A 26,329-nucleotide genomic window follows, 5' to 3' on the forward strand; every position below is an offset into this window, starting at 1 on the left:
GCGAGCACCCTGCATGATCTATCCAGCTTAGCACAGATTTTCATAAAAACCAGTAACGACAACCATTTACGGCGGCCTGAACATTCCGACCAAACGCAGAATTCGCATCATCATCAGGCCGCAGGCGACGGAATTTACTTGGTTTCGTGGGTAAATACCCCGTCCCAGCCCTCCTCGGGCGGGTGCTCCCGGAAATGGGCGATCCGCTGCAGGTACAGCGCGTAGAGGTAGAATCCCGGATTGGCCGACTGCAGTTCCTGCAGCACCGACTCCGCCGCGTCCCAGTTACGCTCGCGGTACAGGCGCAGGGCATTGCGCATCAGCTTGGCGTCTTCCACCAGCCGACCCGGCACCTGGTCCCGCAGGCCGAGCGGCTCGTAAATGGTCACCGGTTCCGCCTTGCCCTTGACGCGCACGCAGTCCAACTCGCGGTAGATGAATTCAGGCGCCTGGAGCGCGGTTGTCTCGCTGACGATGAAGCTCACCCCGTACGCCTTGGTCAGGCCTTCCAGCCTCGAGCCGAGATTCACCGAATCCCCGAGCACGGTGTAGGCGCGGCGGAACTCGGAACCCATGTTGCCCACGCTCATGGTGCCGGTATTGATGCCGATACCGATGGCGACTTCCGGCCAGTTGTGTTCCTTGAACGCTTTGTTGAGATGCGGCAATGCGGCGAGCATTTCCATACCGGCCGCGACCGCGCGCGCGGCATGGTGCGAATCCCGCAACGGCGCTCCCCAGAAGGCCATGACCGCATCACCGATGTACTTGTCGATGGTCCCTTTCGATTCATGCACGATACGGGTCATCGGCGTCAGATATTGGTTGATCAACTCAGACAGGTCACCGGCATCCAGACCTTCGGAGATGGAGGTGAACCCGCGAATATCGCTGAACAGCACGCTGAGTTCGAGCTTTTCACTTTCCAGGGTGTAATGCTCCGGGTCGCGGCTCATGTCCTTGACCAGGTCCGGCGGCACGTACTGGCCGAACAGGCTGTCCATGTGCGAACGGCTGCGGGTCTCGAACAGATAACCGAACACCATGTTCAGGGCGTAGATGCCAATGATGGTCATCAACGTGATGGCCAGTGGCAACACGTGCATCTCGATACTCCACACGTACAGATTCACCGCCAAAGCAGAAATCAGCAGTGCCGCGAATCCGAGGCTTGCGATGATGGGTGAGAGAATCGGCAAGGCCAGCGAGCCCAATATCCCAAACGCGATTACCGCGATCATTTCCGCCGCGGCGGTGTAGGCCGGCTCCCAGCGGAAAGTGCCGTCGAGGATTCCGCTGATGACGTTGGCATGAACCTCGACCCCGGGATAAACCGAGCCGAACGGTGTGGAACGAATGTCCTGTAAGCCCGGCGCGGTGGCACCGATCAGCGCAATGGCCCCGTCCAGAACGGCGGGGTCTTCAACCCGATCCTCGATCACGTCACTGGCCGAAATGTAGGGAAAACTCCCGCGCGGCCCGCGATACGGCACCAGCACCGCCCCCTGCGGATCGATCGGGATTGGCCGTCCCGCCAGTTCCAGCCCCTCCAGCGGGGGATAATCGCCCATGAAGCGCGATTCATCGACGAAAATCGGCAGGGTGATCTCGTTGAAATAGGTCGCCGCGACCGCCAGTGACAGGGACTCGTAGGCACTGAAGTCATACTCATGAAGCAACGGAGCCCGCCGAATGATGCCGTCTTCGTCGATCAGCGGGTTGTTGATGAAGCCGGCACTGTAGGCCGCCCCCGTCAGTTCCGGGCGGTTTGAAGTGAATCCCGCGCCGCGCGGCAGAAAAATGATTTCGGCCATCGACTCGTGAAAATCGAACGCGGGCAACGGCAGCTCGCCGGTCTCGTAGGCCGTTTGCTCGTTGGTGTCGAAGAAAAAACCCAGCACGCTGGGGCCGGATGCCAGGGCCTCGGCGAAGATCGCATCCCGGTCCAACTGCGGCTCGAATTCTTCCAGGCGCTGCAGGAAGGCGTGATCGCCCGCCTCGGCGGCCAGATTCTCGAGGCGGAACACATCGGCACTCTCATCGCGTTCAGCGAACACCATATCCCAACCAACCACGGCCACGCCGTGATCGAACAGGTTTCTCACCAGGCGCGCGAGCTTCGTACGCTGCCACGGCCAATAACCCTGTTCCTGTACGCTGGCTTCGTCCACGGCAATGATCACGATGCGGTCGTCGAGTCCGCGCGGTGCGGTCAGGCGCACGCGCGTGTCGTACAGCAGATTTTCCACCTCGTCGATAAACGGGACGGTGAACGAACCGGCGACGTGTCCGAGCAGGAACAGGGTCAGTAGCAGGCCGGCTCCGGCCCGGATGAGATAGCGCTTCATTCAGCGGCGTTCCTGGGTTCGAACATGACGGTATGACGGCACCATACCAAATCAGCGCATCGAACCCCGCATCCGGTCTTTCAATTCCGTCCAGGCCAGGCCGGACTCCGTATCGATGCGATGATCGTCCACCCAGGCAGGCCAGGGATGGCTACCGCTGACAAAACGCTCGCCCAGCCAGTGATGCAACACCGGCGCTACCGGGCGATTATCGAAGCCAGGCGCGTGATCGTTGCCGCGGGCAGCTACCAGTTGATGCGCAATGCTTCCCGCCATGTAGACCGGCGCATGCGCGATGGTGCCGACGAGGTCGGTGTGACCATGGCCGCAGATCACCAGGCGGACCTGGGAGTTGGCCGCGATGACCCGGGCAATGTCCGCGTACCAGTCGACACCGACCATGTCGATAAACTCCACCCCGGTGATCATCGGCGGATGGTGAATCGCGATCATCGTCGGCCGGTCCGACTCCTCCAGGGCAGCTTCGAGCCAGGCCAGGCGGCGCGGACCAAAGGCCGGCAGCTCGCTGCCCGCGTAATGGCTGTTGAGCGCCAAAATGCGGAACGGCAAATCTTCAATGGTGTACTGGTAGGTGGGCCCTTCCGCCGGAAAGCAACCCGTGCCGTCGAACTGCTCGCGCAGGATCGCCGGATCGTCATGATTACCGGGCAGCAGGTTGACCGGGGCATGCAATGGTTCGATCAGGCGGGCGAAATGGTCATAGGTTTCCTGACCCGGATGCTCCACCAGATCGCCGGTGATCATCACCCGGTCGGGCTGCGGACTCATGGCATTGATCTGGGCCACCGCATCCGCCAGGTGGGCGGCAGTGTCAGCCTTGTTGTACAGCCGGTGTCCCGGCTCCACGATGTGCGTGTCGGTCAGCTGAACCAGCAGTGTCACACGCGACTCCCGGATAGACCCCTAGTCTGACAAGTACTGCGGGCCGGCGAAAAAGTTGGTCAAGTGCATCAATCGAGCACTTCCCGGCGGTCCTCCGAGGACAGATTGATCTGCGTGCGCTTCTCGCGAAACACATCGATACGACCCGCCAACGCCTCGTCGATGGCTTCATTCAGGGCCCGGGCCGCCTCCAGCCGTGACTGGTACACCCAGTCCGCACCCGCCGCGTATATCAATTCCACCTGGTCCAGACTGACCGCATTGGCGATGATGATGGCGTCGGGGCACATGTTTCTGACCACGCGCACCAGCGACCGGTTGGTAATCCCCCGCAGCAGGTCGTCGGGAATGGTGCACACGATCACCCGCGCCCGGTCCAGCCCCACGTGATGCAGCGTTTCGGTATTGGACAGATCACCGTAATGCACATGCGCACCGGTTTGCTGAATGCGCTCGTGCAAGGCCACGTTGAAGTCCACCACCAGGGTTTCGCGGACCAGTTCGGGATTCGCCTGTTGCAGGTTGTACAGCAGCGACGAGGCGTCGCGGTAGAAGCCCAGCAAGGCCAGCTTGTACTCGGCACCCTGTTCGAGTTCGCGTTCCGGAGGCGCCTTGAAGCCGAGCTTTTCGAATACAGGCTGGAACACACGGTGCAGTTCATAAGCCTTGCCGTAAAGCAGCGGAGTGGCCAGCGCGGTAATGACGAACGCGAAAATCACCGAACTGGTGAAGGCCGGGCTCAGGTGACCGAGTTTGACCCCCAGGAAGGCGATGACCAGGCCAAATTCGGAAATCTGCGCCAGGCGGATCGAAGCCACCTGCGCGTTGCGCTGGTCGACGCTGCAGAAATAGAACAACGGAAAGAATATGAACTGCCTGGCCAGTATCGCGATCACGGCGATCGCCACCGCCAGCACAATCACGTCGAAACTTTCCGGAGCCGGAATACTGATACCCAGGGCGACAAAGAACAGGGTGATGAAGAAATCCTTGACCGTCGCCACCTTGGTGATGATTTCAGTGGCCGATGGCAGATTGGCGATGCTGGCACCGGCGATCAACGCCGCCATGCCGGACCCGACCGACATGTGAAAATTACGGCCGTACAGGTTCTCGAGAATCGCATCCAGGTTTACCCCCAGGAACACGACGATGAAACACCACGCCAGCGCGCCGGTGAGGGTCAGTTCCGGCGTTTTGGCAATCCAGGTGAATGCCCGGCCGACGAATGAGAGGGCGACGACGACGGTAAACAGAGCGAGCAACACGATGCCCAGGAACGACATCGCAATCAGGCCGAAATCGGGGCTTTCCAGGCTGGGCTGGATGATGATGGCGACGATCACCCAGATGTCCTGGAAGATCAGCATGCCCAGCGACAGCCGGCCGGGTTCGGTGTCCAGTTCGAAATGCTCCTGGAACAGCTTCACCACCAACAGGGTCGACGAACCCGCGATGATGACGCCGATGTAAATGGCCGCGTGCGGGCTTTCCTGGAGCAACGCGCCGCCGATACCCGCCATCAGCATCAGTTTGACCGCCAGCATGCCAAACAAAATGGTCAGCGGGTATTGCAACAGACCGGAAACGATGATGGCGCGACCGCTGCTGAGAATGCGTTTGAAGTCGATTTCCAGGCCGATCAGGAACAGCAGCAGGATGAATCCCAGTTGCGCGATGGTGTCGATGTTTTCAGCATCGGTCACCAGGCCCAGCCCGATCGGCCCGATGATGACGCCCGCCAGCAGGAAGGCCGCGATACTGGGAATGTGCGCGCGGTTGAAAATGACGGCGAGTGCCCCGGCCACCATCAGGCTGATGCCGATGTCGTGCACCAGCGATGGCATGTCACCACCGGCGGCGAAGACCAGATTCGGAACCAGCCCCAGAAGGGGGATGAGGCCCAGTCGCCACATCCGCCCCGTTGCGCGGTGTGGGCGATGAACGCGCGGTTGACGGCGCATTTGTTGTTGTATCCCTCTGCGGAACGATAGCCGCTGACTAGGCTACCAGTTTTGCCGTGATGCAGTCACCTGCCGGGTAACGGCCCCGCAGTACGCTATGATGCATCGGGAAGGAGCCGTCGAAGCCCCTGAGGGGCGGACTGCCGTGACGACCCTTCCCAATCCGGAGCCGCGGATGCGACCATGCTCGATCTCGCACTGAAATCCGTCATCGCCTGCCTGCCGGTCATCGTATTGGCGGCGGCGCTGTTTCACCTCGACAGCCACCGCCTGCTGGGCACCCACTTCCTGGCTCGCATGTTCCTGTGCGGCGGCGTGACCGCGGTACTGAGCGCGGTGGTCAATGCCCAGGTCATAGCGGCCTACCCGTTCGAGTTCCTCGATTACACCCGCTACGTCGCCCCGCTGATCGAAGAAAGCCTCAAGGCCGCGGTGCTGATCTGGCTGTTCCGTACCAACCGCGTCGGATTTCTGATTGACGCAGGCATACTCGGTTTCACCATTGGCGCGGGATTTTCCTTCGTCGAAAACATCTATTACCTGCATTTGGTCTCCGACGCCCACTACGTCACCTGGTTCGTGCGCGGCTTCGGAACCGCGGTGATGCACGGAGGCGCCACGGCGCTGTTCGCCATCATCGCGCAGAAGCTCACCGAACGACATCTGCAGATGAACCCCCTGCTCTACCTGCCCGGGCTCATCGTCGCCGTGCTGATTCACTCCATATTCAACCATTTTCCGGTTTCACCGGTGCTGTCGGCGGCAGTCACCCTGTTGATCCTGCCGACCCTGTTGTTCCTGCTGTTCGAACGCAACACGGTTTCGATCCATAATTTTCTGGAACTGGATTTCGCGACCCACCAGCGCCTGCTGCGCCAGTTGGAACACGGCGAATTCACCGGCTGCGAAGCCGGCCGCTTTCTGCTGGACCTGGAACAGATCGTGCCCGAAGCGGTGGCGCGCGACATGATCAACTATTTCTACCTGCACACCGAACTGGTGCTCGGCGCCGAACGCATTCTGCTGGCACGCGAACAGGGTATTGAAATCCGCATTGGCGCTGAGACGGTCGCGAAACTCGAGGAAATGCACCGGCTGGAACGCCACATCGGCCGGGCCGGCCTGAAAATGCTGCGCCAGCACCTGCACTTTTCCAGCACCGAGTTGTGGGACATCCACCTGCTGGACGAAATCGCACCCGCGCCAGCCCACCGGCCAACCTGAATTCAGCGCAATTCCTGGATCAGGCGCCGGTTCATGTACGCAATGCGTCCACCGAGGGTGCGAGCTACCAGTTCGTGAATGGATCCGACCAGCCGATAATCCTGCTCGTCCAATCCCGCGATGGTAGCCGCCGAGAGGTGATACAACACGGACGGCTCGTTGGCGATGATGGTGGCTGTACGCTTGCGGTCGGGCGTGTAACTCGACATCTCACCGATCACCGAACCGGCGTTGAACTTCTTCACCCGTTTCATGCCGTTGGTCGGTGTTCCGATCAGCGCAGTCATGGAGCCCGACTCGAGAATGAAAAGCCCGTCATCGGTTTCCCCCTGCTGGAACAAGGTATGGCCGACATCGCATTCCACACGCGTCATCGCGCCCATGAGCAGATCGACCTTGTGCTCATCGTCGAGCAGTTCCATCAGGAAATCGCTGATGGACTTGGCCTCGTCGTTTTCGCCGAGATCTTCCAACAGCACGTTTTCCATGTATTCCACCGCGTAGTCAGCTTCTTTGAAGAACAGCGGACGGCCCCGTTCCCGGCTGACCGCGTCCATCAGCACGATGCGCTGTTCGGTGCCCTTGGGAATACCCGAGTACATCAGTTTCACACCTGCGGCTTCGCAGATGTGGCGAATCTGCAGGAAGGTTTTGAGCGCCGAGATGTCCATGCCCGTCACGCGCTTGAGGTCCAGCAGGATGGCTTTGCACTGCCCGGACCGAATCGCGGATTCGTCGCGAATCGTGTCCAGAATCGCATTGGCCGTGCCGAAGAACAGAAATCCGCGCAGGGTGTAGACCAGGGCGCCGGAACCGTGTTCATCCAGTAACTGGTTACTGCGCGGCGAGCGCTCCACCGAACTGCGGAACGTCGCCAGACTGTATCGTCCCTGCACCGCGCTGATCATGCTGTAGCGCATTACGAACAGCAGCAGGGCCAACAAAATGCCGACCAGGATGCCCGACATGAAGCCGACAATAATCACCGTGCCGAGAATGATGCAGACAATGGCGTAATCGACCGGCTGGAACCCCCGCGCGTTGTGGTACATCCAGTCGAACAGCATCTGAAACGCGAACAGGAACACGATGGAGCCCACCACCAGCGTGGGCATCCAGCTCACCAGCCAACTGCCGGCCATGGCCACGATCAGCGTGACTGCGCAGGAGGTGAGGGCCATCCAGCGGCTCGACGCACCGAACTCGCGGTACAGCAGCGAAGAGGTGACGTCGGTGTATCCGGGCGGACAGCCCATCAGACCCATCATCACGTTTCCGGTGCCTGCGACCTGCATTTCTTCCGCGGTCGACAGGTCCGGATTGCCGCCGGCCATCATGGCCGACATCGACATCGAGGCGGACAGCATGGCCAGAAAGGCGATGGTGAGAATCTGCGGAATGACCGACAGCACGAAGGGAACGTCGATCTGGAAAAACGAACGGTCACGCATTTGCTCCAGTGCGCCACCGACCTCGTCCGAGAAATCGAACAACCATTTGTTGGCGACGAGTTCCTCGTGCGTGAGCCCCATCACGCTGGAAACCGCGTAGAACACCGCCAGAATCAGCAGCGCGGTGGCCGGCAACGCCCAGGCGACGCGGGCACGCTTGGCCGCCGCCATCAGAACCAGCCCGCCCAACACCATCAACAACAAACGCACGACGTTGTCCGAGTCGCCCAGAGCCGCGACCAGTTCGCGCGAAATGGGCAGGTCCACGGCTACGCCGACGCCCGCTTGCAGCAGCAGCCAGCCGATACCGGCCATAAAGCCGCAAATGACGGGATACGGCAGCAATTCGAGCAGCCGGGTAAGTTGGAACCGGCCGACAATCAGGAAACTCAGGGCCACGGTCAGCGATGTCAGCGAAATTACCGCGAACATGGTCGACAGACCCATGGTCGTGGACGCCCGATCGCCCATTTCGGCCACCATCAAACCACCGATGGTCGACAGAATGACCACCGCCTGTTCATCCAGATTGATCAGGTGGACCCGGGCGCCGGAGGTTACGGCCGTCAGAATTCCCATCAGGGACCAGCCGACCAGCAGGATGCCCAGCATCAACGGCATGTAGCCGGCCAGGGAGCCGGCGAAAATGATCGCGGCGAAACCGTAACACCACAGACTGTTGTCGATGCCGTCGAACACACCGAGGGCGATGTCCGAAATCAGCGATCGGGATTCGTAGCCGTGGGTTTGGAACCTGATCATTTTGTGTGAGGTCAGCGCGGGAGTTTCGCCAACGCCTGAGCCGGGTTTCCCCGTTTCAACCGCAGCGGACCGAAGCGCACATGATATGTCAAATTCAGGCCGGGCGTGCAAGTCAGGCCGAACCGCTGGCATTGCCAATCAGGGCGTTTAAAATGAACGGCCATTTACCTGTCGGTCTTTACCTCAAAACCATCCCGGGAGTAACAATCATGCCCCTGCAATGCACACACCCTGTCATCGGCCGGTTTTTCACCGGGGTGCCGCGCGGTCTTCTGCTGACAGGTCTGGTGGCTGTTCTTTTCGCCGCCGCAACAGTGCAGGCATCAACGGATCGTTTCTACGTGATCGCGGGCCACCTGATCGATCCGGCCAGTGGCGAGGTGCACGAGGATGCGGTCGTGGTCATCGAGGGAGAGCGCATCGTGGCGGTCGAGTCGGACCCGGCGGCGGTGCCCGGGGACGCGCGGGTCGTGGACCTGTCCGACCGCTACATTGTACCGGGGCTGATGGATTTGCACACGCATGTCGTGGGGCATCTCGACAACTACTTTTTCGCCGGCTATTTCCAGTCACCGCACCGGGCGGTGATCGGCGGCGTGGTCAACGCCGAGCGCACGCTGCGGGCGGGATTCACCACCATCCGCAACGTGGGGGCCGCGGATTTTCAGGATGTGGCATTGCGCAATGCCATTAATGCCGGTGAAGTCCCCGGCCCGCGCATGGCGGTTTCGGGTCCGGCGCTCGGCATCACCGGCGGGCACTGCGATTCCAATTCACTCAATCACGACTTCGACGAACGTGCCGATGGCGTGGCGGATGGTCCCTGGGCGGTTCGTGCCCAGGTGCGGAAAAACGTCAAGTACGACGTCGATCTGATCAAGTTCTGCGCCACCGGCGGGGTCTTCTCGAAAGGCACGATCCCGGGCCAGACCCAGTACACCCTCGAGGAAATGCAGGCGCTGGTTCGCGAAGCCCACACCCACGGCCGCAAGGTCGCCGCGCACGCCCATGGCACCGAAGGCATCAAGCTCGCCATCCGGGCCGGAGTGGACTCCATCGAGCACGCCAGCTATCTCGATGACGAAGCGATTGAAATGGCCATCGAACACGGCGCCTCGCTGGCCATGGACATCTACAATACCGAGTACACCCTGTCGCAGGGCGAAGCCAATGGGGTGCCGGAAGAAAACATCGCCAAGGAACGGGCGGTTGGCATCGCGCAACGCGACAGTTTTCGCCGGGCGGTGGAAGCCGGTGTGCGACTGGTCTTTGCCACCGATTCAGGTGTCTACCCGCACGGTGACAACGCCCGGCAGTTCTCGCGCATGGTGCAGTTTGGCATGACACCGATGCAGGCCATCCGCTCGGCGACGGTCGACGCCGCCGAATTACTGGGATGGTCCGACCGGGTCGGACGAATCGCACCCGGTTACTACGCCGACCTCGTGGCCGTGGACGGCGACCCACTCGCGGATATCAGCGAACTGGAGGACGTCGTGTTCGTGATGAAGGGTGGCGTGATCTACCGCGACGATTGAACGTCCGCGTCCGGCCCGGCAACAGGGTACCGTTCCAGTACCGGGCCCAACGCCTTTTTCAACGGGTCCAGGTGGTGCTCGAAGTGCCGCCACTGCTCCAACCCGGCGGTATAAATGGGCTGACGAACCTGCTCGGCGCTGGGCGTTCGCACGGCACGTTCGGTCTCCCAGAAGCGCAGGCACTGCTCTTCAAACGGCAGACGGCAATACTCCAGTAGCTCCCGAATGCGGTTTTCGGTGTCGGCCACCATGTCCTCGTACTGTACGCGCCATACCCGACCGGGCAGAACCTCGTCCCAGTGGTCCATCAAGATCACGTAATCCCGGTAATACTTGCCGATCTCCTCGAGGCCGTAGGTGAAGGTCTGACCGCGGGCGAACAACTGTTTGAAGCCGGAAAAACAGCAGGCCATGGGATGGCGCCGGGCATCGATGACCCGGGCCCGCGGCAGGATCAGGTGGATCAGACCCACGTGCTGGAAATTGTTTGGCATCTTGTCGATGAAAAACGGAGTGTCCGTGCGCTGTACCCGCGTGGTTTCCAGGTAGCGCTCCCCCAACTCCCGGCATTGCTCAGCCGTGAGATCTGCGAGTACTTCCGGGTAATTCGAAGCGGGATTCCTGCGCGATCTGGCGCCGAGTTTGCGCGCGGTCTGAATGATGTCCACCAGCTCGGCCGTACCCTCGACCTGTGAATGGCTGGCCAGGATCTGTTCCAGCAGGGTGGAACCCGCCCGCGGCAGGCCGACGATGAAAATCGGATCCTCGGCCGGACAGCCCCAGCCGTCTCGTTCGGCAAAGAAGTCCGCGGTCAGCGTCTTGATCTGCCGCGCCGTGTTGAACACATTGACCCGCATGTCGTGGCGGTGATTCACCCGGCGAATGGCATTACCGCGATGATAGTAGCGGAAGGCCTCGTCGTATTCGCCGCGGTCCTCCAGTGCCTTTCCCAGAGCGAATGCCAGGTGCGCCTGATCGTCGGGATCGCCGCCTTCGGTGGTGACCTGACCGCGCATCAACTCGATCTCTTCATCGGTGAAGCGATAGGTCTTGAGGTTGGCGAGACTCCAGTAGGCTTCGCCGATGGCCGGATTGATCCGAATGCAATTGCGGTAAGCTGCGATGGACTCCTCCACCCGCCCGACGGTCTTCAGGGTGTGGCCGTAATTCATCTGCGCGCGGGCCTGGTTGGGATAGTCCTTGAGCACCCGCTCGTAAATTTCCAGCGCCTCGGCATGCTCACCGCGCCGCACCCGGATCGTCCCCATCAGGATCAGGAAATTGGGATTCGCCGAATCACGCGCCAACAGCCGGCGCACCTGCTCGCAGGCCTCGTCCAGGCGATTCTGTCGAACCAGTACGACCGCGTAGTTGTGCCGCGCCAGGTGAAAGTCCGGCGCCAGCTCCAGACACTGCTCGAGCAGCGCCCGGGCGTCGTCGAACTGTCCCAGCTTCATGCCCACGTCGGCCAGCATTCGCAATGCCGACACGTCGGCGGGATGCTGCTTGAGGTATTCGCGCAACAGGCCTTCTGCCCTGGCGTAACGCCCGTCGCGGACTTCGTCCGCGGCCCGCACGAGGTCCGGATGTCTGGCTGCCGCGGCGAACTGCCGTTCGTATGCGGCGCGGCTTCCCTCCTCGTCACCGGCCAGGGCGAGCTGATCGCCCAGCGCGCGCCAGGCAGCCGCCTGTTCGGGTTGCAGCCGCACAGACTTGCGCAGGGCGGCGGTAGCCGGGCCCGCCTCTCCCAGCGCGCCCAGAACCAGCCCCCACTCCAACAGGAAACTCGGAGAATCGGCATAGCGTGTTGCCAGCGGCTCGAGAAGATCCCGGCTGGCCCGCACATTACCCTGCATGCGCAGAGCCGCCGCGAGAATGCGAATGGCCGGATCGGCCCCGGGCTGAACCGCCAGGATTTCCCGCGCCTGTCGCTCCGCCAGACCCGGATTATTCTTCAGCAGTGCGGCGGCATGGCGCAACGCCGTCTGCAGGTTTCCCATGGATTCGCTATTGGTTGTCGTCATGGCATGAACTTGCAAGCCTGATACTCAGTGGTTTAGATTGCCTGATCGGACTAAACCGGTCGGTCCATCGCTTGCCGATTGTGTCCGGAAGCGGGAGCATACTACTATACGAAGAATCATCAGGATTCGGTGCATCAATACCGAGACCAACAACTCTCACCGAGCACCTGATTAAAGTCCTGATGCGCAGTAGGTCTTTCGATCGACTCGGGCCTCCGGCCCGGCTATCGAATGGTGGGGAATAGCCGCAGCGTTACGAGGAGACCACGATGAAGCAGTTCTACCGAACGCCCCTGAACCAGGCCGTGTCCATGGCCCTGGCTGGCACCGCGATCGCAGCGACAGTCGTCGCACCCGTACAGGCCGACTCCTCGCTCGAGGAGGTCGTCGTCACCGCCCAAAAGAGAGCCGCCAATCTCCAGGATGTCGCGGTATCGATTCAGGTGCTGGGCACCGAGAAACTGGAAGATCTGCAGATCAAGGGATTCGAGGATTACATCCTGTTCCTGCCCACGGTGTCGTACACATCGAACGGCCCCGGCTACGGCCAGGTTTACATGCGTGGCATTTCGAGCGGCGGCGATGGCGTGCACTCCGGCTCCATGCCCAGCGTGGGTGTGTACCTCGACGAGCAGCCGGTCACGACCATCAACCAGATTCTGGATGTGCACGTTTACGACATCGCCCGTGTCGAAACCCTGTCCGGCCCGCAAGGCACCCTGTACGGCCAGGGCAGCCAGGCGGGAACGATCCGCATCATCACCAACAAACCGGTGATCGGAGAATTCCAGGGCGGCTACGACATCTACGCGGATACCGTCGATGACGGCGATCCCGGCTTTGGCATCGATGCGTTCGTCAACATCCCCGTGAACGACCGCGTGGCAATCCGCCTGGTCGCCTGGCACCAGGACGAAGGCGGCTGGATCGACAACGTTCCGGGCACCATCGAGTACGCCGCCAGCGGCATCGTGCGCGACAATGCCGCTCTCATCGAGGACGACTTCAATACGGTTGAGACCACCGGATTCCGGGCCCAGGCCAAAATCGATCTGAACGACCGCTGGACGCTGACTCCCGGCATCAACTACCAGACCCAGGACGCCACCGGCGTTTGGTTCGACAATGAGGGCTACACCGGCAACGAGCGCGAAGTTTCCCGATTCTTCCCGGATTATCAGGACGAGGACTGGTACCAGGCCTCGCTGACCCTGGAAGGCAAGATCGGCAATCTCGACCTGGTCTACGCCGGCGCCTATCTCGACCGGGATGTTGAAAACAGCTACGACTACTCGGGCTACGCGGAGTATCTGGAAGACCTGTACGGTTATTACGGTTACTACTGCCTGTACTACGATGCCCTCGGCGACTGCGCGGACGGTTCACAATTCGTCCACGGCGATGAGACCTTCGAGCGCTTCAGCCACGAACTCCGTCTGCAATCGGACCAGGATCAACGATTCCGCTGGATCGCCGGCCTGTTCTACCAACGCCAGGAACACCTGTTCGACCTGCAGTGGGTGGTGCCGGACATGAACCCGGCCGACTCCGTCGTGCAGAATGGCGTGTCCACCTGGCAGACTCATCAACAGAGGATCGACCGCGACAAGGCGGTGTTCGGCGAAGTGTATTTCGATCTCACCGATGCCGTGACCCTGACCGTCGGCGGCCGCTACTTCGAGTACGAGAACTCGTTGTTCGGTTTCAACGGATTCCTGCGCCACTGCACCGGCTTTTACGACGACAACGGCAATTTCGTTCAGGACAACGCCGGTGAACCCCAGTTTCCATGCTTCGATACCGGCATCGTGGATGACGTCGCCGACGGCGACGACACGTCGTGGAAAGGCAGCGTGGAGTGGCGTGTGGCCGACGACAAGCTGCTCTACTTCACCTATTCGGAGGGCTTTCGCGCCGGTGGCGTGAACCGCGCCCGGGTGCCCGGCATCCCGAAATACCAGCCGGACTTCGTCGAGAACTATGAAATTGGCTGGAAGACCCAGTGGGCGGGTGGAACCGTGCGCTTCAACGGTGCCGCCTACCTGATCGACTGGAAGGACTTCCAGTTTGGTTTCCTGGATTTCACGGTGTCCAACCTGACCATCATCCAGAACGTGGGTAATGCGCAGACGCGCGGTGTCGAGTTTGAACTCGACTGGCAGGCGACGGATCAACTGCTGCTCTCATTCTCCGGTTCTTACAACGACGCGGAACTCGAGGAAGCCTTCTGGCGCAGCGACCAGGACCGCCTCGACGGCCTGCCGCCGGACGCGCCGAAGGGCACACCCATGCCGTATGTGCCGGAATGGCAGTACACGGCGATCGGGCGATGGAATTTCGACGCTGGCTCCCTGCCCGCCTTCGCGCAGTTCGCGTTTTCGTATCGCGACGGTTCCTTCAACGATCTGGAGAGCACCAATTCGCGCCGCGACCGGATGGATTCCTACTCGGTCCTGAACCTGTCGACCGGCATCGAAAAGGACAACTGGAGCCTGACCCTGTACGCCAACAACGTCACCGACGAGCGCGGTCAGATCGATATCGGTGATCCGGGTTACTTCAGTCCCAGCGGCCTGGACTACAACACCAACTACATCAAACCGCGCAGCTACGGCATTCGCTGGGCCCAACGGTTCTGAATCACGACGTTTTTCCACAATTGCCACCAAAACGCCCGCATTCGCGGGCGTTTTTTGTGGCACCATGCGCACCTGTTTACCTGACCGAAAATCGAAGCTGACATGAACGAATTGACCACGGTGAAGATCAATCCGCCCTATCTGATCCTGATCGGCTCGGAAGACGACGCGACGTACGCAAAAACCGCCTTCGGCATCGTGCAGTGGCGCCCTGAACTCGTCGCGGGCCAGTTCCGGTTTCCGGGTTGCACCGTCGATCTCGGTGTACCCGACATGAGTATCGAAGATGCGGCCGCAGCCGGCGTGCGCAGCCTGCTCATCGGCGTGGCGCCGGTGGGCGGGTCCGTGCCGGACACGTGGTGGGCCGTCATGGAAGCAGCGGCTCGCGCCGGTCTGGACGTCGTCTGCGGCCTGCATGTCAAACTCACCGACCAGCCGGGCATCGTGGCCGCGGCGGAATCGTCCGGCGCGCGTCTGGTCGACGTCCGCGTGCCGCCCCCCAACCTGCCGGTTGGAAATGGCAGAAAACGCAGCGGCCGCCGGGTACTGATGGTGGGCACGGACTGCGCCATTGGCAAAAAGTACACCGCACTGGCCCTGCACCAGGCGATGCAGGAAGCCGGGATGAAGGCCACTTTCCGGGCCACCGGCCAGACCGGCATCATGATCGCCAGCCAGGGCATCCCGATCGATTCGGTGGTGGCGGACTTCATTTCCGGCGCCGCCGAACTGCTCTCCCCCGACAATGACCCCGACCACTGGGATGTGGTCGAAGGCCAGGGTTCGCTGTTCCATCCGGGTTACTCCGGCGTGAGCCTGGGCTTGCTGCACGGCTCGCAGCCGGATGCTTTTGTTGTCTGTCACGATGCCACGCGCACTCGGGTGGCGGGCTGGGAGCACTTTTCATTACCGTCACTGACCGAATGCATCGAACTGCACGTGGCGGCCGGCCGACGCACCAACCCCGACATCCAATGCGTGGGCGTCAGCGTCAACACCTCGCAGGTCGATGCCGCAGAACGCGAAAACTGCCTGCAACGCTTCGCCGACGAGACTGGCCTGCCCTGCGTCGATCCGCTGATCGACGGCTGCGCGCCGATTGTCGAACGCATCAACCAGCAATTTCCGGAGAAAACATGAGCATGAAGTACAGCGCCCACCTCGAAGAGTGGGAAATGCAGCAACCGTTTCGAATTACCGGTTCGGAGTGGACCCATTCCCGCGGCCTGGTGGTTCAGATCGCGCAGGATGGTTACCTCGGCCGCGGCGAAGCCCAGGGCGTTTTCTACCTCGGTGAAACCGCGGAATCGCTGTTTGAACAGGCGGAATCGGTGGCGAGCGAGATCGAAAAAGGCATCGACCGCGAAGCCCTGCAACGCCTGCTCCCTCCGGGCGGTGCCCGCAACGCCATCGACTGCGCGCTGTGGGATCTCGAATGCAAGCAGGCCGGCAAAACGATCTGGGAAATGACCGGGATCGAACCCGCGCCCGTGCGAACCGTGCTCACCATCGGCCTGGAATCCTCACCTGAAGCGATGGCCGAGAAGGCAGCCGCCGCGACTCACGCGCCGTTGCTGAAGATCAAGCTGGACGGCGACCGTCCCTACGAAAAACTCGCCGCCATTCGCGCCGCACGCCCGGACGCCGAACTGGTGGTCGACGCCAACCAGGGCTGGACACCCGAACTGCTGGTCGACGTGCTGCCCGGCTGCGCCGAACTGAACCTGGCGATGCTCGAACAACCCCTGCCCCGCGACGGCGACGAGTTTCTGGAAGGTTTCGAGTCCCCCATCGTTCTGTGCGCCGACGAATCCTGCCTGCACACCGGCGAACTCGACGTGGCGGCACGCCGCTACGGCATGATCAACATCAAGCTGGACAAGACCGGCGGCCTCACCGAGGCGCTCAAGCTGGCCAGAGCCGCACGAGCCGCCGGCCGCCAACTGATGGTCGGCAACATGATGGGCACCTCGCTCGGCATGGCGCCCTCGTTCGTGATCGCTCAACTGTGCGACTTCGTCGACATCGACGGGCCGCTGCTGCTCAAACACGATCACCCGAACGGTTTGGCGTACCGGGATGGTGTGGCCGAAGGATTTAACTCGGATCTCTGGGGATAGAAGCACCCGTCCGAGCCCGAATCCTGATACCCAACTTATTCAGCACCGCTGAATGCCAGAAACCTACAGGACAACCACCATGCGTCGAAACCGGATGATTCAATGGCGTTTCTTCACGCTTCTAGCCAGCGTGCCCATGGCCATGGCCCAGGCCGCGGAGTACCGTGACGTCAGCGACACTCACCTGCCACCGGACCTGCCACGCACCTGCATGGACGCCGCCGCGGCTGATGTCGACGGTGACGGGGATATCGATATCGCGCTGGCGAATGAGCGGGAAGCGAACATACTGCTGATCAACGACGGTCAGGGCCGTTTCGCCAGCGACCCGGACCGGATACCGCAAACCCCGCACGACAGCGAGGACACCACGTTCGCCGACGTCAACGGTGACGGCCACCCGGACCTGCTGTTCGCCAGTGAGGACAGCAAGGACAACGAGCTGTATTTGAACGACGGCAGCGGACGGTTCCGCAATGCCAGTGAAAACCTGCCGCTGAAGGGTCGTTCCAATGCGATCGATGTCGTCGACCTCAACGGTGACGGAGCCCTGGACATCGTACTCGGCAATTACGGTGCCGAAGGGGTGATGATCAACGACGGTCGCGGGCATTTCAGCGATCAGACGGAGTCATACTGGCCGAATACCGGCGGCGATACCCAGGATGTCGAACTGGCGGACCTGGACGGCGATGGCGACCTCGATGCGGTGCTGGCTGACGAGGGCCCCAACCTGCTCTATTTCAATGAAAATGGGCGATTGCTGGCGGCCCCGCCGGGCCATTTGCCGGTGCGGCACGACGAGTCGAGGGAATTCCGGGCAGCCGACGCCGACGGTGATGGCGACCAGGACCTGCTGCTGGTCAACATCAATATCGAATTCACCGGGCCGAAGGACACGCTGTTGTTCATCAACGACGGCAGCGGCCGTTTCTCGGTGGCACCGTCGGAAGATTTCCCGGCCGGCGACCGGGAGTTTTTCACGGTTCAGGTGGCTGACGTCGATACCGACGGCGACCTGGATGCCATTCTTCCGTCCTCGATGTTCGATCCGGATACGGGGGACTACCTGGTCTACCTCAACGACGGAAGCGGACGGTTCAGTCTCGCGGCAGCGGGCAGCATCCTGCCCGAGTCGGTCAACGACCGCGGAATCGGTTTCGACATCCAGGTCGCGGATTTCGACGGCGATGGCCAGGAAGACCTGTTCTTCTGTAACCGCGCCATACCCCGGACCGACCCGCTGGTCGGCGGTCAGTCGAGCCTGCTGTTGCGCGGCGGTGCGGGATAGACAAGACCTCGCCGCCCACGATGCTTCGTTCAACGGCCGCACCGCCCCATTGGGCAAATCTGCACCAAACTTCATTCGACGTTGCACCCACCGGGCTCCCGGGTCGACAATGACCCGCACCCGGTCGTTCGGCTCCCGGCCACACGGTAGCGGTAAGAGCGACCGGCCCCGGCTGGGATATGATGTCGGCACAAAATTGATGGAGACCCTGATGCGAGCAATCACGAGTACCCCCTTCCTGCTTTTGGCCTGGCTTGGCGTGGCCCACGTGGCCCCTGTCATGGCTGAGGAAATTTCTGCCTGCGAAGCCCTGGCCGAACAGGCCCCGGAAGCCACCGTGATTCACAGCGCCGAGACCGTGGCGGCCGGCGCCTTCATGCCGCCCGGGCCACAGGCTGCCGGCCCCGGGGCCCAGTATTCCGAACTTCCGGAATTCTGCCGCGTGACGGGCTCGATCCAACCCAGCGCCGATTCCGACATCCGTTTCGAGCTCTGGCTTCCGGCCGCAACCTGGAACGGCAAATTCCTGCAGACCGGCAACGGCGGCGCGGCAGGCGCGATCATCTACGATTCACTCGCCAACGGGCTGCAGCGCGGCTACGCCGTCGCCAACACCGATACGGGCCACCAGGGCGGCATGGGTGATTTCACCTGGGCCGTGGGACACCCCGAGAAACTGGTCGACTACCAGCACCGGGCCGTTCACGAACTGACCCGCGTGGGCAAAGCCGTCACCGAATCGCGCTATGGGCGCGCACCGGAAAAATCCTACTGGCTGGGCTGTTCGACCGGTGGGCGGCAAGGCCTCAAGGAAGCCCAGAAATACCCCGCCGACTACGACGCGATTATCGCCGGAGCGCCAGCCAACAATCTCCTGGCCCTATTGACACTGACCGCACATATTCAGCATGAAGTCGTTTCCAGCGGACTCGGCACCGAACAACTCAAGCAGCTTCAGGAAGCCGCCATTGCAGCTTGTGACGCCCACGACGGCATCGTCGATCGCCTGATCGCCCGGCCCGAACGCTGCACCTTCGATCCGTCCAGTCTGCAATGTGCACGCGCGGAGCAGGAAGACTGCCTGACAGAACCGCAGGTCGCGGCCGCACAGCGCCTTTACGCAGGACTCGTCGACGACGCGGGCAACGAGTTGTTTCCCGGCACCGGCCCCGGCAGCGAACGGGAATGGGGCGCTTACGCGATGCCCATGTTCCGCATTGGAACCAGCTACTTTCAAAACGTCGTGTACCAGGACCCCGACTGGGATCCGGCGTCACTGGATCCGGCCGCCGCTATTGCGCGAGCCGAGCAACTGGATGCCGGCGCCGCCAAGGCCATGGACCCCGACCTGTCCGAATTTGTCGCGAACGGCGGCAAACTGATTCTGTTTCACGGCACCACGGACGGGATGATCCCTTACCGCAACACCGTCAATTACTACGACTCCGTGATCGACCACCTCGGCGATGAAACGGCACAGCAACATGTCAGGCTGTATCTCGTGCCGGGAATGAACCACTGCAGTGGCGGTGAAGGACCATTCAACATCGACTGGCTGACCGCGCTGGAGCAATGGTCGGAAGACAACGTTGCCCCGGGCGCCGTGACCGGCTCGCATCCAGATGAGATTCCGGATTACTTCGGCATGGATGCGCCGCAACCGAGCCAGCCTTACAGCCGGCCGGTGTGCCCGTATCCGCAGGTCGCGAAGTACTCCGGCAGCGGTTCCCAGACCGACGCCGCGAATTTCAGCTGCGGCAGCCCCTGAATCAGGGTTTCGGCAAGGACCCGGACCACCTGCAGCGTCAATCCGCGCCCGAGGTTTTACGGCTGGCTTGTTGCGTGGAGATCAACGCCGCAGTGGCCTGGCCAGGTCGTTCTCCCAGGTCTCCAGCGCGGGCCGCGGATTGCCCGCGGCATTGATCAGGCCGGTCGCCTGCCAGTCACGCTGCGCGTCAGTACACATCGCGACCTCGCACAAGGCGTCGTAGTCGCGGTTGACGAAGTTGATCACGAATCGGTAGTCACGGCGGTCCGCTTCGCGCAGCACCCAGGCGAGCCAATCCTGCTGTTTCTGCGGGGTTCCTTCGAATGTCACGGTGAGTTCCGGGCCAATTTCGAACGTCTGCTCGGCCGCGAAGTATCCGGTTTCGGTAATCGCGTAAGGCCTGGAACTCAGTCCGGCCAGTTCCGTAAACAGGTTTTCCGGCAACGGCCCGGTCAGATGCCGCGTCAGATAGGGGTAGATGGAGATGCCGAAAATCTCGGTGTAGTCCTCGACATCCCGCAATGCCTGGCGTTGGGTGGCAGTATCGGTATCCGACCAATCGTCCAGCATGTCCGCCGCCGTAAAGGAAAGCATCAGAGTCAAACTGCGGTTCTCCGCGCGCAGAGTCTGATAAACCTGCCGCTGAAACTCGACGTAATCAGCCCAGTCCCGGGGCGCCAGTTTGCGTAGCAGGTTGACCTCGATCCCGACCACGAGGATGTCCGGCGTGAACACTTCGATCACGACGCGGGCATGGTTCAAAAACGCCTGCAAAACTTCAGGTGTGGAAAAATCCACACTCGACCAGGGTTCGCCCAGTACCGCCAGCGGCTGGGCCCCCTCGTTGCCGAGATACGGCGCCAGTCCATTGCGGTCGATCGAAATCGGGGTAATTGACACCAATCGGTGGTGCCCCGATGGAATGCGCTGCAGGTGCCCTGTCCATTCGCCCTGAACGGCCGAAGGATAGTTGTCGAAATTCGCGCCCACTGCGCTGACTTGCCCCCCGTGAAGTTTCACGATGTGGGCGACGAAAGCGAGGCCCAGCTCGGTGCCCGGGAATTCGCCGTCGCTGTACAGCCGCACCAGGGGGCGGAACAGCCGGTCAACGCCCGCAGGGCGCCGGTGACGATTTCGGTGATGATCGACAGCTACTGCGCCGTCGAAAGGCGTTCCACCGCGCGCATCAGCACGTCCGCGCGTTACCCGGCCGGAGCCGTGGTCACGGACAATTCGCTTCCCCTGTTCAGCCCTATCCCTGAGTCACCGCACGGTTGGTGACGGACCCATCTAATTCCCTCGACACACGCGGGGCACCGTACGCCGGCCCACTTGGGCGCAGACCTCATGGCGGTCGGTATGCGATCCGCCGAAACGAGCGGGCACAGCGACAAACCGCACGGCAACGGCATCCGGCGGGGCTACACTTTCCTCATGAAACCCGGCGGATGGCTTCTGCTGATCGTGGCCGGCGTGTCACCCGGAACCGTTGCTTCCGCGGAACCAACGGCCGGCACGCCGATCGCACCCGTGCGCGACAGCTATCCGCACCTGTCGCCGGACGGCGGGCGAATCGTGTTCCAGTCGAACCGCAGCGGGTCAAACCAGATCTGGGTGATGAACCAGGACGGGTCCGGCCTCGAGCAACTCACGCACCGGGGCGGCCAGGGCGCAGAAACACCCCGCTGGTCCCCCGATGGTTCCAGGATCGTCTACGCCGCCTATCTTGGGCCCGACGACAATGATGTCTTCGTTATGGATGCCGACGCCGGCAACCCCCGCCAGGTCACTGACGGTCCCGGATACGACGATCACCCGGCATGGTCGTTCGACGGCCGTCGGATCGTATTCAACTCCGACCGCGATACGCCCGACCTGTCCGCTCCCTGGCACGAGCGTTATCACGACATCTGGTCGGTCGAACTCGACGACTCCGGTCAGGCGAAAAACCCGGTACGCCACACCGACTGCCGAAGTGTCTGCACGTTTGGCAGCCTGTCTCCGGATGGGCGGTGGTTGCTGTACCGGAAAGTGGACGACACGCCGGGCCTCAACTGGTGGCTCGAAGCCGGCCCGCGCAACTCGGAAATCACCATCGCCCGGCCCGACGGCGGCGGCGCCCGGCTGGTGGCCAGCCACCCCGCCTTCGACGGCTGGCCGGCGTGGTCTCCCGACGGCGAATGGATCGTGTTCGCCTCGAACCGGGCGGGCCCGAAGCTCACCGGGCAGGTGTGGCGGGTGCGGAAGGACGACACCGGCCTGCAACAGATCACATCGGGCGACTGGGCCCACGTCCAGCCCGCCTGGGGCCCCGACGGGACCTCCCTGACCGCCTATCGCCATCACGAGACCGAAGCGAGCGAGTACGGCAGTGTCATTGTGATTACCCTCCCGAAGACAGCCGACTGAGGGGTTGAGAACCGGCGGCCCACTGCCCACTCGACGATCCGCGATTGACCGATACCGGACCCATCGAGACCTGCCCGGATTGTGGTGGGAAACTTCGGGTCATCACATGAATCGAGGAATCGTCACTGATCCGCACGATTCTCGGCCATGTACGGTCGCGCGAGGCCGTAGCCTCCCTCCGGGCACGGGCGCCGCGGGCTGAGTCACCGCAGGCGCTGAATCGCACTTGAACCGCATGGGCATGTTGCTCAGGGCGTCGTTCGCCTGGGTGCCGGGAGTGGAGGTTTCCGGGGCCTCGATTGCACCTTCGGGCGCGGATCCCGTTGCGTAAAGGGCAGTACCCAGGTCGCAGCAACACCGCTTAGCCGGCCTTACGCCTTTGCCGATACATCGTTACATCAGGTAATGGGTGCTTAATTCGTCCTATCCGCCCACTGTCGACCGTTTCGCTAGCCAGGCGTCACCGGGCTATTTCGCCTTGTAGGTGAATACGCTGCCGCCCTTGCACTTGTTGTTGACCGTTCCAACGTAGGAATCCAAGCTGGTTTTGGCCGTGCAGAGCGTGTCCTGAATGAGAATCTCAACCCAGTCATTGCTCTCGCCCACGGTGTACTTGATTTTCAGCCGGTCGACCTTGGCCGAGGTTCCCTGTTTCATCGAAAACGTCGCTGACTGACCTGCCGGAATGGTTACCGGCGGCTTGGATTTCCACTGCATCGACTGACGGTTTTCGATATCCCGGTTGGTAAGGTCGACATCGAGCTTGTTTTCTATCGTGGCGGTCCACGCAGCAGCCATCTGCGGAAAACTTACCGTGGCTGCCAGGGCCAGCAGCACAATCAGATTGCGCCCCCTGGCCGATATTAAGTGCCTGAACATGCTGCACCTCCCGAGTTGGACATGTACCCGTGATCTCTGGATGGGACCTCGGAGTGGATGGAACCACGCCACCCACTCCGGTTGGCCAGTTACTTGATGGTGAAGTTGCGGTGGTGGGCGCCGGTATCCGACTTGTGAAACTGGATATTGGTGGTTCCAGTGTTCTCACACTTGGCTTCATCCCAGAAGCGCTGACACTTCTGGTCCGACTTCTGGGACGAAAAGCTCACCTTGCACTCCCCCAGAACAATGCCTGACTTGCCGATCACGTTGAACTTGTAGTTACCGTCACAGTAGTCGGTATTGTGGAGGAAGTTGTAGGAACCCGTTTCGGCATAGCCAATTTTGGAATCGAAAGAAGTTGATTCTTCTTCGTTCAGGTTCGTGTGGTTTCTGGCTACCTTTTCGATGGTAAACGGGGCATAGGTCTCGTTGCCCATCGCGATGCGAATAGTATAGCCCTGGGCCGCCAGGGCATTGTTGGCAAACAGGACCAGCGCGATAGCACCGGCAGTGGCTAATACGATTTGCTTACGTGCTTTCATTGCTTTCTCCTTCGAAAATCAGTCCAAGAACGCCAATTTCGGCTTCTCAGAACCTTCAAGCGAATTTCGAAAGAGATTTATGCCAAACAGAGGGAAATGGCGCTGGCTGAGTGATTCGAAAACTCAGCCTACTTAGCAAGACTTTTCAGGATTGGTCCAGCCGGTTGTGTTCGGCGAGCGTTGTTTATACTAGGGGAACCGCAAACCAACCGGAGGTCAATAATGCGCACGTTTTTCCTTGCGCTGTTTCTGAGTGTTTCAGGTAATATTTTTGCCGCAGTTTTCGCGGTAACCAACACCGGGGATTCCGGTCCGGGCAGCCTGCGCCAGGCCATCCTGGACGCGAACTCTGCCGGCGCTGGCCCCCACGACATCCTGTTCACAGGATCGTACCCCTTGTTCGGGACCATCCAGCTCCAATCGAACCTGCCGATGGTAACGGCCAGCGAAGTTCGATTCTTCGGTTATCCCAAGTATCCAGTCATCGATGGAGGCGCGAACCACTCCATATTGGTCAGCGATATTGGTGTGTCCTTGCAGGTTGAAGACATGAATTTTCAGTTCGGTGTGCGAGAAAACGGTGGCTGTATCGCAACCGACCACGTGACCGGCTCCGGCAACCTGGTTGTCCGCCGCTCGGTCTTTACCGGCTGCCTTGCAAACGGCGCCGTTTTTGCGGGCGGCGGGGCCATTTACTGGAACCAACAGCCTCCATCGCTGGTGCTGATTGAAGATTCCGGATTCATCAGTAACACCGCTTCTTCGAGCGATGTCGCCAATGAGCAGCCGCGGGGTGGAGCGCTGTCCATGTCCAGCGCCGCGATCATTCGCCGTTCAACATTCCGTGACAACGCTGTTCACTCAGCCGGTTCTCGCGGCGGTTTCGGCGGAGCAGTACATTTGACGACCCCCGCAAGCGCCATCAGTGAAATCGATGGTTGCACCTTCGACTCCAACTCGGTGGACACTGCGGTCACTTCGCTCGGCCTTGGTGGCGCTGTCTATGCGTCGCACGAGACCTTCGGCCTGACACAGATTCAAAACAACTTTTTCAATGAGAACAGTGGACGGTCCGGCGGAGCCGTCTACGTTTCCCAGTATACGGCAAGTGAAAACGCTTTCATGGAGGCCGAGAATAATACCTTTGTTGGAAACGAGGCTACCGTTTCCGGTGGAGCGCTACACGCCTTCGATATCGATATATCCCTGCGCCACACCACGTTCTATTTCAATGACTCCCCCGGCGGCAGTCACCTCTATCTCGATGATGTAGAAGTTTCTCCTTTTGCGCATAACGTGTTGGCTGAAGCGGCAACGGATCCCGCCTGCGACCTTACAGACACAATATTTCCCAACGGTGCGCCGGTTGCCGCCAACCTGTTCGAACAGGAATGCGGTGTTTTGTCGTCGATGGGTGGCTCAATCAGCAATAACCTGTCCGTGCTGGATATCAACACGACCGGTGGAGTTGGCGTCGTGATATTCGAGCCGGGCGAGGACCCGATCGATGGTGGCACACTGGATGGCAGCAACTGCCGAAACTCGGATGCGCGCGGCAATCCTCGTCCCGTCGATGGCGACGGAGACGGAATCACCGCTTGCGATGTTGGAGCCTACGAAGTGCCTGAAATGCCGTTCTTCAAGGACGGTTTCGAAGGCTAGTCTTCGTCGACTGGCGACACCCAGGGTGGCGGCACGGGCTCACTTTTGTGAGCCCCCCTTTAGTGAGCAGACTGGAAGGTGATCGATGTACGCATCGGACCCTCCTGTTCCGCTAACGGACGAGCTACCGGCCGGTGCGCACGCTGCAGCGCACCCGGTTGGATGTTCCTTTGGCCTCCCACATGAAGACGTTGCCGGACTCGGCTTTGACATAACCGTCATTGCTGCCTGCCTTGCGGTAACGCCATCCCGTCGCCCCCCCTTTGTCATACGACACCTCGACCGCGGCACAATGGTGGCGGGTCTCGGACCCGCCGGCCGCGACCGATTCGATCTTGCTGCGAATTTCGAATCCCTGGTTGTCCCTCAGGTACTTCGCGGACGTATCGAGCGTGTCTTCGACGTGGCCGATGTTGAACGTGAAAATGACGCCATGCTTCTCGTCGGCGATGTTGCTCGTGTGCCGGGACATCTTGACCCAGTTCTTGCCCGGGAATCTCACCTGAAGGGTCACGCTGTCGAGCTTGTAGGCGGATGCGCCATAGACCGCGTAATTGAAGGCATTGACGCCGTAACTGCGCACGAACTTATTGCACGTTGCGTACCCCGTGGCGTTGTCACCACCGCAGTTGAACTCTTTCTTGTTGAACACGGATTCCGCCTGAGCCAAGTCGGGCGAAGAAAGAGCGAAACCGAGAATAGCGAGCGCCGAGAGAACAGAAACCCGGGTCATGACACACCTCCAGTCGGATGAAAGGGCTGATATCCGCTAAAGCGCAGCTCAACCGAAGAACATGCCATG

Annotated in this window: 19 protein-coding genes; 10 read left to right on the plus strand and 9 right to left on the minus strand. The window is 61.2% G+C overall.

Annotated elements, in window-relative coordinates; translation table 11 throughout:
* Window positions 1–134 precede the first annotated feature (134 nt).
* From V3330_RS04695 to V3330_RS04705, 3 genes are all read right to left on the minus strand, one after another.
* Complete coding sequence (locus V3330_RS04695) at window positions 135–2,348, minus strand: CHASE2 domain-containing protein (protein ID WP_354694229.1); 2,214 nt, start codon at window positions 2,346–2,348, stop codon at window positions 135–137.
* 51 nt (window positions 2,349–2,399) lie between these two features.
* On the minus strand, window positions 2,400–3,251 hold the full coding sequence (locus V3330_RS04700; protein ID WP_354694230.1) for a metallophosphoesterase: 852 nt from the start codon (window positions 3,249–3,251) through the stop codon (window positions 2,400–2,402).
* A 68-nt stretch (window positions 3,252–3,319) separates the two neighbouring features.
* Window positions 3,320–5,167, minus strand: a complete 1,848-nt coding sequence (locus V3330_RS04705) for a cation:proton antiporter domain-containing protein (protein ID WP_354694231.1) — start codon at window positions 5,165–5,167, stop codon at window positions 3,320–3,322.
* Window positions 5,168–5,398: 231 nt separating this feature from the next.
* Here V3330_RS04705 and V3330_RS04710 point away from each other — a divergent pair, with 231 nt between their 5' ends.
* A complete protein-coding gene (locus V3330_RS04710) occupies window positions 5,399–6,439 on the plus strand; it encodes a PrsW family glutamic-type intramembrane protease (protein ID WP_354694232.1) in 1,041 nt (346 codons plus the stop codon).
* Between the two features lie 2 nt (window positions 6,440–6,441).
* On the opposite strand, the gene V3330_RS04715 is transcribed toward V3330_RS04710, so the two are convergent.
* Complete coding sequence (locus tag V3330_RS04715) at window positions 6,442–8,652, minus strand: SulP family inorganic anion transporter (protein WP_354694233.1); 2,211 nt, start codon at window positions 8,650–8,652, stop codon at window positions 6,442–6,444.
* A gap of 209 nt (window positions 8,653–8,861) precedes the next feature.
* On the opposite strand from V3330_RS04715, the gene V3330_RS04720 reads away from it, so the two are divergent.
* Complete coding sequence (locus V3330_RS04720; protein WP_354694234.1) at window positions 8,862–10,190, plus strand: Xaa-Pro dipeptidase; 1,329 nt, start codon at window positions 8,862–8,864, stop codon at window positions 10,188–10,190.
* Here V3330_RS04720 and V3330_RS04725 read toward each other — a convergent pair.
* A complete protein-coding gene (locus V3330_RS04725; protein ID WP_354694235.1) occupies window positions 10,175–12,214 on the minus strand; it encodes a sulfotransferase in 2,040 nt (679 codons plus the stop codon). The genes V3330_RS04720 and V3330_RS04725 overlap by 16 nt on opposite strands.
* A 269-nt stretch (window positions 12,215–12,483) precedes the next feature.
* Between V3330_RS04725 and V3330_RS04730 the strand changes: the two genes are divergently transcribed.
* The 5 genes from V3330_RS04730 (at window position 12,484) to V3330_RS04750 (ending at window position 20,032) form a co-directional block, all read left to right on the plus strand.
* Complete coding sequence (locus V3330_RS04730) at window positions 12,484–14,853, plus strand: TonB-dependent receptor (RefSeq protein ID WP_354694236.1); 2,370 nt, start codon at window positions 12,484–12,486, stop codon at window positions 14,851–14,853.
* Window positions 14,854–14,955: 102 nt separating this feature from the next.
* Complete coding sequence (locus V3330_RS04735) at window positions 14,956–15,993, plus strand: N-acetyltransferase DgcN family protein (RefSeq protein WP_354694237.1); 1,038 nt, start codon at window positions 14,956–14,958, stop codon at window positions 15,991–15,993.
* The gene (gene dgcA / locus V3330_RS04740) at window positions 15,990–16,973 is read left to right on the plus strand and encodes an N-acetyl-D-Glu racemase DgcA (protein ID WP_354694238.1); all 984 of its coding nucleotides are present in this window, start codon (window positions 15,990–15,992) and stop codon (window positions 16,971–16,973) included. The genes V3330_RS04735 and dgcA overlap by 4 nt, the downstream gene beginning before the upstream one ends.
* 79 nt (window positions 16,974–17,052) lie before the next feature.
* Complete coding sequence (locus V3330_RS04745; protein ID WP_354694239.1) at window positions 17,053–18,264, plus strand: FG-GAP repeat domain-containing protein; 1,212 nt, start codon at window positions 17,053–17,055, stop codon at window positions 18,262–18,264.
* Window positions 18,265–18,475: 211 nt separating this feature from the next.
* Window positions 18,476–20,032, plus strand: a complete 1,557-nt coding sequence (locus tag V3330_RS04750) for a tannase/feruloyl esterase family alpha/beta hydrolase (RefSeq protein ID WP_354694240.1) — start codon at window positions 18,476–18,478, stop codon at window positions 20,030–20,032.
* 81 nt (window positions 20,033–20,113) lie between these two features.
* On the opposite strand, the gene V3330_RS04755 is transcribed toward V3330_RS04750, so the two are convergent.
* Window positions 20,114–21,052, minus strand: coding sequence for a hypothetical protein (locus tag V3330_RS04755; protein ID WP_354694241.1), 939 nt, complete (start codon window positions 21,050–21,052; stop codon window positions 20,114–20,116).
* Between V3330_RS04755 and V3330_RS04760 the strand changes: the two genes are divergently transcribed.
* A complete protein-coding gene (locus V3330_RS04760; protein WP_354694242.1) occupies window positions 21,041–21,313 on the plus strand; it encodes a hypothetical protein in 273 nt (90 codons plus the stop codon). The genes V3330_RS04755 and V3330_RS04760 overlap by 12 nt on opposite strands.
* Before the next feature lie 78 nt (window positions 21,314–21,391).
* Entirely contained in the window at window positions 21,392–22,441 is a 1,050-nt protein-coding gene (locus V3330_RS04765; protein WP_354694243.1) for a TolB family protein, read from the plus strand.
* 468 nt (window positions 22,442–22,909) lie between these two features.
* Here V3330_RS04765 and V3330_RS04770 read toward each other — a convergent pair whose 3' ends face one another.
* Together V3330_RS04770 and V3330_RS04775 are read right to left on the minus strand one after the other, a co-directional pair.
* Window positions 22,910–23,320 (minus strand): hypothetical protein, encoded by a 411-nt coding sequence (locus V3330_RS04770; RefSeq protein ID WP_354694244.1) that lies wholly within the window; start codon window positions 23,318–23,320, stop codon window positions 22,910–22,912.
* An 89-nt stretch (window positions 23,321–23,409) separates the two neighbouring features.
* Window positions 23,410–23,865 (minus strand): hypothetical protein, encoded by a 456-nt coding sequence (locus V3330_RS04775; RefSeq protein WP_354694245.1) that lies wholly within the window; start codon window positions 23,863–23,865, stop codon window positions 23,410–23,412.
* 222 nt (window positions 23,866–24,087) lie between these two features.
* On the opposite strand from V3330_RS04775, the gene V3330_RS04780 reads away from it, so the two are divergent.
* Entirely contained in the window at window positions 24,088–25,527 is a 1,440-nt protein-coding gene (locus V3330_RS04780; RefSeq protein WP_354694246.1) for a hypothetical protein, read from the plus strand.
* A gap of 124 nt (window positions 25,528–25,651) precedes the next feature.
* Here the strand turns inward: V3330_RS04780 and V3330_RS04785 are convergent, their stop codons facing one another.
* Entirely contained in the window at window positions 25,652–26,260 is a 609-nt protein-coding gene (locus tag V3330_RS04785; RefSeq protein WP_354694247.1) for a hypothetical protein, read from the minus strand.
* Between the last annotated feature and the right edge of the window lie 69 nt (window positions 26,261–26,329).

The organism is Elongatibacter sediminis, assembly GCF_037892215.1.
GTDB lineage: Bacteria > Pseudomonadota > Gammaproteobacteria > Xanthomonadales > SZUA-36 > Elongatibacter > Elongatibacter sediminis.

Excerpts from the sequence above, each read along its gene's own strand:
- V3330_RS04720 (WP_354694234.1), top strand. The coding sequence starts at position 8,862 with ATGCCCCTGCAATGCACACACCCTGTCATCGGCCGGTTTTTCACCGGG.
- V3330_RS04770 (WP_354694244.1), bottom strand. The coding sequence starts at position 23,320 with ATGTTCAGGCACTTAATATCGGCCAGGGGGCGCAATCTGATTGTGCTG.
- V3330_RS04715 (WP_354694233.1), bottom strand. The coding sequence starts at position 8,652 with ATGATCAGGTTCCAAACCCACGGCTACGAATCCCGATCGCTGATTTCG.
- V3330_RS04710 (WP_354694232.1), top strand. The coding sequence starts at position 5,399 with ATGCTCGATCTCGCACTGAAATCCGTCATCGCCTGCCTGCCGGTCATC.
- V3330_RS04705 (WP_354694231.1), bottom strand. The coding sequence starts at position 5,167 with ATGTGGCGACTGGGCCTCATCCCCCTTCTGGGGCTGGTTCCGAATCTG.
- V3330_RS04775 (WP_354694245.1), bottom strand. The coding sequence starts at position 23,865 with ATGAAAGCACGTAAGCAAATCGTATTAGCCACTGCCGGTGCTATCGCG.
- V3330_RS04730 (WP_354694236.1), top strand. The coding sequence starts at position 12,484 with ATGAAGCAGTTCTACCGAACGCCCCTGAACCAGGCCGTGTCCATGGCC.
- V3330_RS04745 (WP_354694239.1), top strand. The coding sequence starts at position 17,053 with ATGCGTCGAAACCGGATGATTCAATGGCGTTTCTTCACGCTTCTAGCC.
- V3330_RS04735 (WP_354694237.1), top strand. The coding sequence starts at position 14,956 with ATGAACGAATTGACCACGGTGAAGATCAATCCGCCCTATCTGATCCTG.
- V3330_RS04780 (WP_354694246.1), top strand. The coding sequence starts at position 24,088 with ATGCGCACGTTTTTCCTTGCGCTGTTTCTGAGTGTTTCAGGTAATATT.
- V3330_RS04785 (WP_354694247.1), bottom strand. The coding sequence starts at position 26,260 with ATGACCCGGGTTTCTGTTCTCTCGGCGCTCGCTATTCTCGGTTTCGCT.
- V3330_RS04725 (WP_354694235.1), bottom strand. The coding sequence starts at position 12,214 with ATGACGACAACCAATAGCGAATCCATGGGAAACCTGCAGACGGCGTTG.
- V3330_RS04750 (WP_354694240.1), top strand. The coding sequence starts at position 18,476 with ATGCGAGCAATCACGAGTACCCCCTTCCTGCTTTTGGCCTGGCTTGGC.
- V3330_RS04765 (WP_354694243.1), top strand. The coding sequence starts at position 21,392 with ATGCGATCCGCCGAAACGAGCGGGCACAGCGACAAACCGCACGGCAAC.
- V3330_RS04695 (WP_354694229.1), bottom strand. The coding sequence starts at position 2,348 with ATGAAGCGCTATCTCATCCGGGCCGGAGCCGGCCTGCTACTGACCCTG.
- dgcA (WP_354694238.1), top strand. The coding sequence starts at position 15,990 with ATGAGCATGAAGTACAGCGCCCACCTCGAAGAGTGGGAAATGCAGCAA.